This is a genomic window from Rheinheimera sp. UJ51, from assembly GCF_020819615.1.
Lineage (GTDB): Bacteria > Pseudomonadota > Gammaproteobacteria > Enterobacterales > Alteromonadaceae > Alishewanella > Alishewanella maricola.
This window is the reverse complement of the sequence record NZ_JAJHOG010000011.1, coordinates 1-13256: the sequence shown is the minus strand read 5'-3', so window position 1 is coordinate 13256 and position 13256 is coordinate 1. Positions and strand designations below refer to the sequence as shown.

12 protein-coding genes and 1 tRNA gene are annotated in these 13256 nt (G+C 45.0%); 6 read left to right on the top strand and 7 right to left on the bottom strand.

Features of this window, described 5'->3' with window-relative positions:
• Positions 1-3: 3 nt before the first annotated feature.
• Entirely contained in the window at positions 4-933 is a 930-nt protein-coding gene (locus tag LMJ53_RS13210; protein WP_229587096.1) for an ExeA family protein, read from the bottom strand.
• A 71-nt stretch (positions 934-1004) separates the two neighbouring features.
• Here LMJ53_RS13210 and LMJ53_RS13205 point away from each other — a divergent pair, with 71 nt between their 5' ends.
• Positions 1005-2237 carry a multifunctional CCA addition/repair protein gene (locus tag LMJ53_RS13205; RefSeq protein WP_229587094.1) on the top strand — a complete coding sequence of 411 codons (1233 nt, stop codon included), beginning with the start codon at positions 1005-1007 and terminating at the stop codon, positions 2235-2237.
• Here LMJ53_RS13205 and LMJ53_RS13200 read toward each other — a convergent pair.
• The 3 genes from LMJ53_RS13200 to folB are packed head-to-tail and all read right to left on the bottom strand — an operon-like array spanning position 2234 to position 3896.
• The gene (locus LMJ53_RS13200; RefSeq protein WP_229587071.1) at positions 2234-3040 is read right to left on the bottom strand and encodes an undecaprenyl-diphosphate phosphatase; all 807 of its coding nucleotides are present in this window, start codon (positions 3038-3040) and stop codon (positions 2234-2236) included. The genes LMJ53_RS13205 and LMJ53_RS13200 overlap by 4 nt on opposite strands.
• A complete protein-coding gene (gene folK / locus LMJ53_RS13195) occupies positions 3037-3531 on the bottom strand; it encodes a 2-amino-4-hydroxy-6-hydroxymethyldihydropteridine diphosphokinase (protein WP_226751725.1) in 495 nt (164 codons plus the stop codon). Before folK ends, LMJ53_RS13200 begins: the two co-directional genes overlap by 4 nt.
• Complete coding sequence (folB, locus tag LMJ53_RS13190; protein ID WP_226751724.1) at positions 3531-3896, bottom strand: dihydroneopterin aldolase; 366 nt, start codon at positions 3894-3896, stop codon at positions 3531-3533. The genes folK and folB overlap by 1 nt, the downstream gene beginning before the upstream one ends.
• A 137-nt stretch (positions 3897-4033) precedes the next feature.
• Here folB and plsY point away from each other — a divergent pair, with 137 nt between their 5' ends.
• Positions 4034-4639 carry a glycerol-3-phosphate 1-O-acyltransferase PlsY gene (gene plsY / locus LMJ53_RS13185; protein ID WP_229587069.1) on the top strand — a complete coding sequence of 202 codons (606 nt, stop codon included), beginning with the start codon at positions 4034-4036 and terminating at the stop codon, positions 4637-4639.
• A gap of 13 nt (positions 4640-4652) precedes the next feature.
• On the opposite strand, the gene tsaD is transcribed toward plsY, so the two are convergent.
• Complete coding sequence (gene tsaD / locus LMJ53_RS13180; RefSeq protein ID WP_229587026.1) at positions 4653-5666, bottom strand: tRNA (adenosine(37)-N6)-threonylcarbamoyltransferase complex transferase subunit TsaD; 1014 nt, start codon at positions 5664-5666, stop codon at positions 4653-4655.
• A gap of 18 nt (positions 5667-5684) precedes the next feature.
• Complete coding sequence (locus tag LMJ53_RS13175) at positions 5685-5894, bottom strand: hypothetical protein (RefSeq protein ID WP_229587024.1); 210 nt, start codon at positions 5892-5894, stop codon at positions 5685-5687.
• A gap of 27 nt (positions 5895-5921) precedes the next feature.
• On the opposite strand from LMJ53_RS13175, the gene rpsU reads away from it, so the two are divergent.
• The 4 genes from rpsU to LMJ53_RS13155 all read left to right on the top strand — a co-directional run bounded on the left by rpsU (position 5922) and on the right by LMJ53_RS13155 (position 10517).
• Positions 5922-6137 (top strand): 30S ribosomal protein S21, encoded by a 216-nt coding sequence (rpsU, locus tag LMJ53_RS13170; protein ID WP_189430033.1) that lies wholly within the window; start codon positions 5922-5924, stop codon positions 6135-6137.
• A 147-nt stretch (positions 6138-6284) separates the two neighbouring features.
• Entirely contained in the window at positions 6285-8045 is a 1761-nt protein-coding gene (gene dnaG / locus LMJ53_RS13165; protein ID WP_229587016.1) for a DNA primase, read from the top strand.
• An 85-nt stretch (positions 8046-8130) separates the two neighbouring features.
• Positions 8131-9981: an RNA polymerase sigma factor RpoD gene (gene rpoD, locus LMJ53_RS13160; protein ID WP_226751719.1), complete on the top strand. Its 1851-nt coding sequence runs from the start codon at positions 8131-8133 to the stop codon at positions 9979-9981.
• A gap of 459 nt (positions 9982-10440) precedes the next feature.
• Positions 10441-10517 (top strand) — tRNA-Ile (locus tag LMJ53_RS13155).
• Between the two features lie 481 nt (positions 10518-10998).
• On the opposite strand, the gene LMJ53_RS13150 is transcribed toward LMJ53_RS13155, so the two are convergent.
• On the bottom strand, positions 10999-13256 hold a 2258-nt coding region (locus LMJ53_RS13150; RefSeq protein WP_229587014.1), incomplete at its 5' end, for a hypothetical protein.

The following is a 13256-nucleotide window of genomic DNA, read 5'->3' as shown; positions in this document are numbered from 1 at the left end:
TCTTTACTCTCCGCGCAGTATCGGCACAATTTGTAGCGCCAATAAAAACCCGAACATTATACCTAATAGCGCTAACAGCGGCCATAACCAGTTAGGTAAAGCTTGTCGCTGATTTGTGGCTGGGTGACTAGGCAAAATTTCGGCTGCCGCCCGTTGCACATGTGTTAATTCAACTAACGCTTGCTGTTGACTATAAGCTGCTAATAACGCTCTGTCGGCGAGTAAATTCAATAACCGTGGAATACCGCCGCTTAATTCAAACAGTTTTTTTACCGCCTTGTCACTGAATACCGGTCGCTGACAACCCGCCACTTGCAGACGATAACGCATATATTGCTGCACTTCGGCTAAATTAAGCGGCAATAAATGATAACGCGCCGTAATGCGCTGAGCTAATTGCCGTAAATCGTTACGTTGCAACAGCTGCTGTAATTCTGGCTGGCCAATTAAAATCACCTGCAGTAATTTCTTGGTATTTGTTTCTAAATTGGTGAGCAAGCGTAACTGTTCCAATACAGCAGGCTGTAAATGCTGGGCTTCATCAATAATTAAAATGGTTTTCTTGCCGGCATCATGGTTTTTTTGCAACCGTTGGGTAATTTTGTCGCCTAATAGTTTTAGGCTCGCATCAGTTTTGCGGTAACGAATTTTCAACTCGTCACAAATGGCCGCCAATAATTCTAATTCCGATAACGTTGGGTTAAGAATAAACGCCACATCGGTGGTCTCGTCTAACTCTTGCAGCAAACTGCGTGAGACGGTCGTTTTACCGGTACCTACTTCGCCGGTCAGTAGCACAAAGCCGCCGGCATCCCCCAAGCCATAACGCAAATGGGCTAACGCTTCAGCATGACGTGGGCTGAGATACATAAAGTCGGGATTCGGCGCTATTGAAAATGGCGCACTGTTTAAACCAAAAAATCCGGTGTACATCACATTCCTTTAGCACTGCATTTCATCGCAAGGCAGGTATAATGGCAAAAAAACCAGCAGCAGGAAAGCTTGTGCAAATTTATCTTGTCGGCGGCGCAGTTCGCGATCAATTACTCGGTTACCCTTTTCACGAACGCGATTGGGTGGTTGTGGGGGCAACACCTGCAGAATTACTCAGCCAAGGCTACCAACAAGTCGGTAAAGACTTCCCGGTATTTCTGCACCCCAAAACGAAAGAGGAATATGCCTTAGCGCGCACAGAGCGCAAAGCGGGTTCAGGTTATACCGGTTTTACGGTATACGCCGCGGCAGATGTCACTTTGGAACAAGATTTAGCCAGACGCGATCTCACCATCAATGCCATCGCCCAAGATGCTGCAGGAAACTATATTGATCCTTTTCACGGCCAGCGTGATATAGAGCAAAAACAGCTACGCCATGTCTCTGACGCCTTTGTTGAAGATCCGCTACGCGTGCTTCGTGTCGCGCGCTTTTATGCGCGTTATGCTCATCTGGGTTTTACCGTAGCGCCTGAAACCTTAGCACTGATGACACAGCTTAGTCAGCACGGTGAATTAACCACACTCAGTGCCGAGCGCGTTTGGGTTGAAACCGCTAAAGCGTTAAATACCGAGCAGCCTGCTGCTTATTTTCAGTTATTACAGCAATGTGGTGCACTGTCGGTATTGATGCCCGAACTGGCCGCGCTTTGGGGCGTACCACAACCCGAGAAATGGCATCCAGAAATTGATAGCGGCATTCATAGCTTATTAGTGCTGCAACAAGCGGCCGCGTTAAGTCAACGCTTAGACATCCGCTTTGCTGCTTTGGTGCATGATGTAGGGAAAGGGGTGACGCCAATAGCCGCGTTGCCTGCCCATCATGGTCATGAACATCGTGGCTTAGCGCTCATTACAGCGTTATGTAAAAGACTACGCGTACCCAACGACTGTCGCGATCTGGCATTGTTGGTCTGTGAATACCATCAACTGATCCATCGTGCAGCAGAACTTAATGCTAAAACCGTATTAAAACTGTTTAACGCTATCGATTTGTGGCGAAAGCCTGAGCGTTTGAGCGATATTTTACTGTGCTGTACCGCTGATTTACGCGGTAGAACAGGCTTTGAACAGGCAGACTACCCGCCCGCAGTGCTGTTACCCAAGCTGGCCGAAGCAGCGATGGCGGTAAGTGCAAAAGCCCTGATCGCACAGGGCATCACCGGGCACGCCATTAAAGAGGCCTTGCAACAAGCACGCTTGCAAGCCATTAGCCACGCACAACAAACGCTAAATGGTAATTAGCTCGCAGACAGGCTTAAAAACGCCATCAAGCCGATACCTAGCAACATGCGGTAAATGACAAAGGGCAACATGCCCATGCGGCTGATAATTTTTAAAAAGAAGTGAATACAAATGGTGGCACTGATAAAGGATAACAATACCCCTAACAAGATGCCGCCCATATCATACTCGGCTGGCTCACTGAGCAGTTTGCTGGCCTGATAGCCACCGCTGAGTACGATGATCGGGATCGACAGTAAAAATGAAAAACGCGCAGCGCTAACTTTATCTAAACCAATTAACATAGCCGCCGTCATGGTGATCCCCGAACGCGACGTACCCGGGATTAAGGCAATGGCTTGGGCAAAACCAATAAACAAGGTTTGCTTTAAGGTTAATGCATTCATCGGAATATGCTGTTTTGCCGTGACATCAGCCCACCATAGCGCCAAACCAAAAACGATGGTGGTGATAGCAATCACCCACGGTGAACGTAAAAAGGTTTCAATTAAATCGGCCGCCAGTAAACCAGCCAAGGCTGCGGGGATCGTGGCTAAAATCACCCACCATGCCAACTTACTATCCGTGCTGTGGTTACCGCCTAGGCTTTTCACCCAACCCACAGTTAAATTGCCAATATCCTGTCGAAAATACAGCATCACTGCCAACAAGGTACCGACATGCACCGCGACATCAAAAGCAATACCCTGATCTTGCCAGCCCAAAACGGCAGAGGGCAAAATTAAATGGGCCGAAGAGGAAATAGGTAAAAACTCGGTTAATCCTTGGATTAAAGACAGGATAATAACTTCAATGGTACTCAAGTTGGCTCACTCCATGAAAATTCAACGGGCCATATTTTTTGGGATTGGTTGTAGCCCTGCCATAAAGCGGCATAGCTTAAACCGGTGGTAGGATGGATCTCATCTGCGGCAATTTCAGCCAAAGGCCACAGTACAAAAGCATTCTCGGTAATTTCTGCCCGAGGTAACACCACGGGTGAATCACAAATTTGCTGATCGTACGTCAACAAATCTAAATCCAGAGTACGACCAGAAAACTTTTCGGCACCACGCACGCGACCAAATTGATCTTCAATGCGCTTTAATAAACTAATGCAATCAACAATAGATAAATCGGTGTCTGCACCGAGCACCATATTAAAAAAGTCATCGCCAACAAAACCCACGGCTTCACTTTGATAAACAGAAGATAACGTTACCGCACTCAGTTCACTGACTAAGGCGCGTACACCATGGCGCACATGAAAATCACGATTAATGTTAGAACCTACACTAATATAAATACGTGGCATCAGTGATTAACCTCTGGCGCAAAGCGCGTGATCTGTACCCCGACCGTTTGCGCTTGAGGCACCGCACCGGGTTTACTGACCGTCACTTCCACTTGGCTGGTACTAAATTCTGTTAATAACAATTGCGCCACGCGCTCAGCCACTGTTTCAATTAATTCAATAGGTTCGGCAGTAATCAACTCAATCACGCGGGCACTAATCACCGCATAATCAAGTGTTAAGCGAATATCATCTGCTTGAGCGGCAGCCCGCTGATCGGCGGTTAGGCGAAGATCTAACAGCAAGCGCTGCTTGATAGTTTTTTCCCAGTCGTACACGCCAATCACGGTATCAACCTGTAGCTGCTTGATAAAAACGATGTCCATCCAGTTAATTCCGCATTGCGTTATTTTTCGTTTCAGGTAGGCTTGTCGGATAGAATATATACAGCAACGCCCGTATTTTGCTGTCCGACAAAGATGCCGCAATAGTATCGTAAAAAAGGGTGCTGAGGAACCATGGAATGACCCTGCTGATCTTGTTAATGATGCTTATTGCTTACCTGCTAGGTTCTATCTCTTCGGCTGTGCTGGTTTGCCAACTTTTTCGCTTACCTGACCCACGTTTTCACGGCTCGGGTAACCCTGGTACCACTAATGTGCTGCGCCTTGGCGGTAAATTCCCGGCCGTTTTGGTCCTAGTGTTCGATATTCTCAAAGGCACTATTCCGGTTTGGGGCTCTTATTTCTTAAAAATCGAACCGGTATGGTTAGGGGCTGTGGGTATTTGCGCCTGTATCGGTCACATTTATCCGATATTTTTTGGTTTTAAAGGCGGAAAAGCCGTTGCCACCGCGTTAGGGGCAATGATGCCGATTGGCTTAGATTTAGCGGGTTTATTAATTGGCTCTTGGCTAACAGTGGTATTAGTGACGGGTTACTCTTCACTGGGCGCAATAATGACCGTGGCTTTGGCACCGCTATTTACCTGGTGGATTAAACCTTTATATACCCTGCCGGTGTTTATGCTTAGCCTGCTGATTATTGCACGGCATCGTGAAAACATTTTGCGCCTCTACCGCGGCCAAGAAAGTAAAATTTGGGATAAATCAAAACGGGTGCGTGAATAAGCACCCGAGATTTTTATAGCGCAGGTAACTGCTCTAGCGGCCAACGTGGCGTTACACCTATGGTTAAATCTTGCTGTTGCCCAGCCTTTAAACGCTGATAACCCGCAAACGCAATCATCGCGCCATTGTCAGTACAAAACTCCTTGCGCGGATAATACACCTTACCCCCTAAACTACTGAGCAGCTCGGCTAATTGGTGTTGCAGCGATTCATTCGCGCTAACCCCACCGGCAATCACTAAACGCTTATAGCTGGTTTCTGCCAAGGCACGACGGCATTTAATCAAAAGGGTATCAACCACTGCTTGCTGAAATGAGGCGGCAATATCAGCTTGCACCTGTAAAGCATTGCCTTCTTTTTGAATCACCATAGAGGCAGCTGTTTTTAAACCGCTAAAGCTAAAATCTAAACCAGGACGGTCAGTCATCGGCCGCGGGAATGGGTATTTTTTAGCATCGCCCGTTTTCGCTAACTTAGCCAGTAACGGGCCGCCAGGGTAATCTAAACCCATTAACTTCGCTGTTTTATCAAAAGCTTCACCGGCAGCATCATCAATTGACTCGCCCAGTAAACGGTATTGACCAATGCCCTCTACCGCCACTAATTGCGTATGGCCGCCCGACACTAATAACGCTAAAAACGGAAAGGCCGGTACGTCTTCTTCAAGCATGGGCGCCAGTAAATGCCCTTCCATATGATGCACCGCCAGCGCCGGTTTCTGCCATGCAAAAGCTAAGCTGCGTCCCAAAGTGGCCCCCACCAACAAGGCGCCAGCCAAACCTGGCCCCGCCGTATAAGCAACACCATCAATATCTGCCGCCGTTAAACCGGCTTCTTTTAAAGCTTGTTTAATCAAGGGTAAGGTTTTGCGCACATGATCACGTGACGCTAACTCAGGCACCACGCCACCGTAATCAGCATGAATAGGGATTTGGCTGTATAACACATGGCTAAGCAGCCCTTTTTCACCATCATAAATGGCGATACCGGTTTCATCACAAGAGGTTTCGATACCTAATACACGCATTCTTGGAGCCTCAGCAGATTATTTGCGCCAAGCACGACGAAAAATGCAGAAAAACGCAAGCAGACGCTGCTTTTTTCCGTTATGATTGCCGCCCTGAAAACGCGCATTGTAACGGCTTGCAGCACCTATAGCCAGATGATCTGATTTAAGATCGCAGAAGCGCTTTACATCTGGGGCGCTTTTTGCGTAAAATACCGCACCATTTTTAATCGTATTGGTTAACGACAACCAGTTTTGGCCTGAGGTGAGAATTTAATGCCTGTAGTTAAAGTAAAAGAAAACGAACCCTTTGACGTAGCTTTACGTCGTTTCAAGCGCTCTTGTGAAAAAGCCGGCGTATTAGCAGACGTTCGTGCAAAAGAGTTCTATGAAAAACCAACTTGGATTCGTAAGCGTAAGAAAGCAGCAGCGGTAAAACGTCATGCTAAGAAGCTTTCTCGCGAAAACGCACGCCGTATCCGCCTGTACTAATCTACAGCTGCCGGTTATCGGTAGAAAGCGGAGCGCAGTGCTACTGCCAAGTTAATCACTTGCCGCTTTCGAAACATGCTTTATCTGCACACCGTGTTCTTGTAACACGGTTTGTCTTTTTCTGAAACAGCATTAAAAAGGACAAAAGTGGCAGGACAAATTCCCCGTCAATTTATCGATGATGTACTGGCTCGCACCGATATTGTTGAGCTGATCGATAAACGCGTACCGTTAAAAAAAGCAGGTAGTCGCAACTACACCGCTTGCTGCCCTTTTCATAACGAAAAAAGCCCCTCTTTTACCGTTAGCCCCGATAAGCAGTTTTATCATTGCTTTGGTTGTGGCGCGCACGGTAATGCCATCACCTTCATGATGGAGTTTGAGCAGCTAGAATTTGTTGAATCGATTGAAGAGCTTGCCAAAGATCTGCATATGGAAGTGCCGCGTGAGCAAGGCAATCAACCGCACAGGCCGGCACCGCAAGCCGATGATTATAGCTTGATGCAAAAAGCGGCTGATTTTTATCAGCAGCAGTTACAACAGCATAGTAAAGCAGCGGAAGTGCAAGCGTATTTAACTCGTCGTGGTTTAAGTGCCCAAACCGCTGCCGAATTTCAACTAGGCTATGCCCCAGAAAGCTGGGACGCGCTGCTGAAAGTACTCAGCGGCCAAGGTGGTAAAGCGATACGAGATCAGTTGTTGCAATTAAAACTGATCAGCCGGAATGAAAATGGCCGTGAGTTTGATTTTTTCCGTGACCGACTGATGTTTCCGATCCGCGATAAGCGCGGTCGAGTCATCGCTTTTGGTGGTCGAGTACTCGGTGATGGGCAACCCAAATACCTTAATTCACCCGAAACAACCTTATTTCATAAAGGTCGGGAGCTTTACGGTTTATATGAAGCACGCCAACAACCTGGTCATCTAAGCCGACTGTTAGTGGTTGAAGGCTACATGGACGTTGTGGCACTGGCGGAACATGACATTCGCTTTGCCGTAGCCTGTTTAGGTACCGCGACCACTTCAGATCATATTAATACGTTGTTCCGCTATGCTCCGCAGGTAATTTGTTGTTACGACGGTGATCGCGCCGGTCGCGATGCAGCATGGCGCGCCTTACAAAATGCCTTGCCGCAATTAAAAGACGGTGTAGAACTTAACTTTGTGTTCTTACCTGATGGCGAAGATCCAGATTCGTTGGTACAAAAAGAAGGTAAAGAGGCCTTTTTGGCTCGCTTAGAGCAAGCACAACCGCTGTCACAATATTTATTCGAGCATTTGTTGGTGATGCATGATGTGGCGACCGATGCGGGTAAATCGGCACTGGCCAATAAAGGCGCTGAATTAATTAAACAAGTCCCCGGCAGTTTTTACCGCGAGCAATTAACCGACAAACTGGATAACTTGTTAGGCCGTAAAACACAGCGTACTAAACCCAGCAACGCTAGGCCTGTAGCAGCGCGCCCAGCCAGTGCTAATCTAAAAATTACACCGATGCGTCGCGCCATGGCTTTGTTATTACAATATCCGTCTTTAGCAAAGGTTATGCCCTATGCTCCCGAGCTGGCAACAGCAAGCATCCCAGGCATGAGCTTGTTATTAAAAATACAAGAACTGTTATTAGAAAAACCCGAGTTAACCACGGCTCAATTGTTGGAATACTGGCGAGATTTGCCTGAGCATGCCATCCTGTTAAAGTTAGCTACATGGGAGCATCAGATCGAACCGGAACAATTAAGTCAGGACTTTCTCGACACGTTTCACTCGATCGAAGATATATATTTACAACAACGGCTAGAAGCGTTGGAACGAAAAGATAAATTAAAACAACTAACACAAGCAGAACAACATGAGTATGTTTTGCTGTTAAGAGCTTTAAAAAGCAAAAAACCGCGAACAGTTGGCTAACGCGGCTGGCTAGAAAAGCCCCGCTTTGTTATAATCGCTAGTTCGCATTTTTAGATTAATCAACTTTGGTGGAAGATAAGTCTCTATGGAGCAAAGTCCTCAGTCGCAGTTAAAACTCCTGATCCTGAAAGGTAAAGAGCAAGGGTATCTAACCTTTGCTGAAGTTAACGATCACCTTCCACAAGACATTATCGATTCAGATCAGATCGAAGATATTGTTCGTATGATCAACGATATGGGCATTCAAGTGTACGAAACTGCACCTGATGCTGATGATCTGATCATGTCCGATGCCGCCGCCGATGAAGACGCTGCGGAAGAAGCTGCTCAAGCGCTAGTTAGCGTAGATAAAGAATTAGGTCGCACCACGGACCCCGTACGTATGTACATGCGTGAAATGGGTACCGTTGAATTGTTGACGCGCGAAGGCGAGATCGTTATCGCTAAGCGCATCGAAGAAGGCATCAATCAGGTGCAAACTTCGGTTGCTGAATATCCTGAAGCCATTACTTACCTGTTAGAACAATGGGATAAGTTTGAAGCGGAAGAAATTCGCCTAAGCGACATTGTCTCTGCTTTTATTGATCCGAACGAAGTTGAAGAAGCACCTGTGATGGGTAGCAATATCGGCTCTGATTTACCTGAAGAACATCAGGATGACAGTAAAGATACCGACGACGACAGCGATGATGATAGCGACAGCGACGATAGCGATACAGATACGGGGCCTGATCCAGAAGTTGCTCGCGTTAAATTTGCTGAGTTGCGTACCCAATATGAAGTGACTCGTCACTCCATCGTACAAAACGGCCGCGAACACCCCACAACCAAAGAAGAAATTGAAAAACTGAGCGAAGTGTTCCGCTGTTTCCGCCTGGTGCCTAAGCAGTTCGATCGCTTAGTGAAAAACATGCGTGAAATGATGGACCGGGTACGCGTGCAAGAACGCTTAGTGATGAAACACTGCGTTGAATACGCCAAAATGCCGAAGAAAAACTTCGTGAAAGCCTTTACCGGTGCCGAAACTTCAACTGCTTGGTTATCAGCCGAGATCGCAGCCAATAAAGCCTACTCGCCGAAACTGCAAGAAATGCAGGAAGACTTAGTACGCAATATTGAAAAGCTGAAAAAAGTTGAAGAAGAAACTGGCCTAAGCATCTTTAAAATTAAAGATATCAACCGTCGTATGTCGATTGGTGAAGCAAAAGCTCGCCGCGCCAAAAAAGAAATGGTTGAAGCTAACTTACGTTTGGTTATCTCTATCGCCAAAAAATACACCAACCGTGGCTTACAATTCCTGGATTTAATTCAGGAAGGTAACATCGGCTTGATGAAGGCTGTAGATAAGTTCGAATACCGCCGTGGTTACAAGTTCTCAACCTACGCGACTTGGTGGATCCGTCAAGCGATCACCCGCTCTATTGCTGACCAAGCACGGACTATTCGTATTCCAGTGCACATGATTGAGACCATTAACAAACTTAATCGTATTTCACGGCAAATGCTGCAAGAAATGGGTCGCGAGCCATCACCTGAAGAATTATCAGAACGCATGCAAATGCCAGAAGATAAGATCCGCAAGGTGCTGAAAATTGCCAAAGAGCCTATTTCAATGGAAACGCCCATTGGTGATGATGAAGATTCGCATTTAGGCGACTTTATCGAAGACGGTGCGGGTGAATCACCACTCGATTCCGCCACCATGGAAAGCCTGAAAAACGCTACCAACGAAGTGTTAGCCGGCTTAACCGCCCGCGAAGCCAAAGTTCTACGGATGCGGTTTGGTATTGATATGAATACCGACCATACCTTAGAAGAAGTAGGCAAACAGTTTGACGTAACACGCGAGCGTATCCGTCAAATTGAAGCGAAAGCGTTACGTAAATTGCGCCACCCTTCACGTTCAGAAGTATTAAAAAGCTTCTTAGACGAGTAAGCACAACGCAAAAACAAAGGCGCCGATTGGCGCCTTTGTTATTTCTCGGCCATAAAGTCTAAAAAATCAGCAATTAACTTCACTTAGCCTAACAAGCCGGATGACAAAGCGCCGAAAAGTTTTTATACTGCCTGCGCTTTAAGTTACTTAGCATCAAGATGTTATAATGACCTTATAGCTTAGGTGAAAGGCGGCCACTATAAGTGGCGAGAAGTGATTTAACACATACATATAATGGCCCCATAGCTTAGGTGAAAGGCGGCCACTGTAAGTGGCGAGAAGTGATTTAACACATACATATAATGGCCCCATAGCTTAGGTGAAAGGCGGTCACTGCAAGTGACGAGAAGTGATTTAACATCACTTCGAGAGACTTGAACGCGAGGCCGTGGATGGCCGAGCTGAGTGCAGATCATCAGGGATGTGTGAACACTGCAATCGAAAAATACGCAACATAATGGCCCTATAGCTCAGTTGGTTAGAGCGCTCGACTCATAATCGATCGGTCGCTGGTTCGAGTCCAGCTGGGGCCACCATTCCTGCCCTGAAACCCTTTAAATTCGCGGGTTTAGGATTTTCAAAGCTTATTTTTACACCTTTTTTTACACCCTTCATAATACTTATTCTTAACTCCATGTCTAATTGTTTTTATTTTAACACCTTAATTTTGACACTTAGGGTTGTTAATCTAGATAAGAAATACTTATTTTTTTAATTTAAAAACTACTACTCTCAATTTACATTTTGAAACCGCCTAGCTTGTTAAAGCTATTTTACGCGTTAAAAAGCTCGCTAATTTGAAAATTAATATTACTACATCAACAAGCTCGCCAGAATTAACATTGATCAGCTTATTATTTTATATATTCTAAGGTAACTCCTTTTACTGCAAGAGCCTCAGAACGGCGTGCTTAAGCATAATGACCCGATAGCATGCTTTAAAGTGAAACGCAGTATCAGGCTTTTGAGCAAATATAAGACTAGCTAGTTTTTTTGTTATGTTGTTATGTTGAAGATTTATTCGGCAGTAGGCTGCTCATCCGAGCTGAAATGAGCCTCGAGATGGTCAATTGCAAGTTTATATTCAGGATGCTTATCTGAAATATACTTTAGCTTTTTATTTTTGAACATACGTTGGTTCCTGTCAGACAGGTCGTTATAAGCAAGTTCAACTGCTCCAACATATCTATTAAAAGCATTACTAGCTTCGCCTTCTCTCACGTTAATTTCTTTTAGTAATGAGTTATTTAAACCTCTAAGATCATGGAATATAAAAGCTCTCACCTCTCTTACTTCCTCGCGGACTGCATCATCACCATCAGATTGTTTTAAATCACTGATAATAGCCTCGCGAACCAAAGTTAGCTCCTTACCAAAGTTAGCCTTACATTTGGCAGTATTGGTTAATGATGGAAATAAGCATGGATTGCTGCTTTTAGTTCTTTTCATCCTATAAACAGTGAAAGCTTTAAACAAAGAAATTAACCCTGGTGGAAAATAGTAAAAGCCATTTTTGCCGTTTTTGTGTTTATGCCCTAGGATGCGAATAAAACATTCATCAAAGTTAATATCACTTTTGCATAACTCGATGGTATTTTGCATTCGAGTAAAGAGTGTTTCTTGGCATAACATGAACATGGCCAAATCAAATTGTTGTAGTTCAACGGCTTTAATAAAAAATCGTATATAAACACTCAACCTGATTATAGTTTTAGGTGTACCAAGATTTCTTTTAACAACTTCTAGTGGCATGAAGAATTCGAGTTTCTCAACATTTTGATGATTTTTTGCGAAGTTGTAGGCTGCTTTTATGCGTTTTAGTAACTCGTCGCGATCAGAAGGAGCTTCTCCATTGGCGGCTTTATCAATAAATAAAGCCATGAGCTCATCATTACTTGTATAACGAAGATCAACCTCTCCGTTTTTACCTAGAGAGTATTTTTTTATCATGCGCTCTAATTTCTGTTTCGTTCCAGGTTGTCTCCAATTGCCATTAATTAGATGAAACTCTAAAAGCTGTCTCATTGTTCTAATGCGCACTTTATTATCGTGTGGTTTCCAGTTTATTTGCTCGAACAACCGACCACTACGGTATTGCTCCAAGAAAAAATTATAAAGGTTCAGTATATTTTCAAATATCTGGTTATCTAAAGCGTCACTGTGTTTATATTTTTCTAAAATCCTACTATGGTTTAGAGGTTTATTTTTAACAACCAATAAAACAACCGTTACGCCTTTGCCTTTCCTAATTTTGATGTATTTTGCGTCTGGCACGGGATGAGTACCTAGCGGCAAAGACAAAATAAATCGTTTTAACGACTCCGCGTTTTTCATCACAGAACTGGATGTTTGAATGCAGCCTGTAGGCTCAATAAGCTTCTCAGGGCTTTCTATTCCATTACTGGATGGTTGAATGTGGACTTTAGGTTCTACAACCTCACTTCGCATTGCCAGTCCATTACTGGATGGTTGAATGTGGCCTTTAGGTTCTACAACCTCACTGCGCATTGCCAGTCCATTACTGGATGGTTGAATGTGGCTTTTAGGTTCTACAACCTCACTGCGCCTTGCCAGTCCATTACTGGATGGTTGAATGTGACCTTTAAGCTCTAAAACCTCACTGCGCCTTGCCAGTCCATTACTGGATGGTTGAATCTGGCTTTTAGGTTCTACAACCTCACTGCGCCTTGCCAGTCTATTACTGAATGGTTGAATCTGGCTTTTAGGTTCTACAACCTCACTGCGCCTTGCCAGTCCATTACTGGATGGTTGAATGTGGCTTTTACGTTCTAAAACCTCACCGCGCCTTGCCAGTCCATTATTAGATGGTTGAATGAGGACTTTAGGCTCAGCAACTACATGGTTGCTTTCCACTCTAATATCGGATTGCTGAATACTACCTTTAAGTTCAGCTATCTTATTGGGATTCAATATGTAATTGGATTTAGGGTTATTATTTTGCTGTCCAACAACTGGATTACGGCTTTCCAACTTATTTTCGTATTGCTGTTTTTTAACCTGGGATGTAACAAGAGTATTGCAGCTCTCAGTGTCATCTTGAGATTGTTGATGACTAACGTTGGGCTCAACAGTCTTAAATGTTTTAAGATTATGGGCTTTAGATGTCTCAAGGATAATACTATCTTTATCGGTGCGTATTTCGGGATGATCCGGCCAGCGATTTCGGCATGAGTCGGCCACCCATTTCGGTATCATCCGGCCACTGATTTCGGCCTCATCCGGCCACCTGTTTCGGTATCGTCCGGCCAGTTTGT

Excerpts from the sequence above, each read along its gene's own strand:
- LMJ53_RS13210 (WP_229587096.1), bottom strand. The coding sequence starts at position 933 with ATGTACACCGGATTTTTTGGTTTAAACAGTGCGCCATTTTCAATAGCG.
- folK (WP_226751725.1), bottom strand. The coding sequence starts at position 3,531 with ATGCCACGTATTTATATTAGTGTAGGTTCTAACATTAATCGTGATTTT.
- folB (WP_226751724.1), bottom strand. The coding sequence starts at position 3,896 with ATGGACATCGTTTTTATCAAGCAGCTACAGGTTGATACCGTGATTGGC.
- plsY (WP_229587069.1), top strand. The coding sequence starts at position 4,034 with ATGACCCTGCTGATCTTGTTAATGATGCTTATTGCTTACCTGCTAGGT.
- tsaD (WP_229587026.1), bottom strand. The coding sequence starts at position 5,666 with ATGCGTGTATTAGGTATCGAAACCTCTTGTGATGAAACCGGTATCGCC.
- rpsU (WP_189430033.1), top strand. The coding sequence starts at position 5,922 with ATGCCTGTAGTTAAAGTAAAAGAAAACGAACCCTTTGACGTAGCTTTA.
- rpoD (WP_226751719.1), top strand. The coding sequence starts at position 8,131 with ATGGAGCAAAGTCCTCAGTCGCAGTTAAAACTCCTGATCCTGAAAGGT.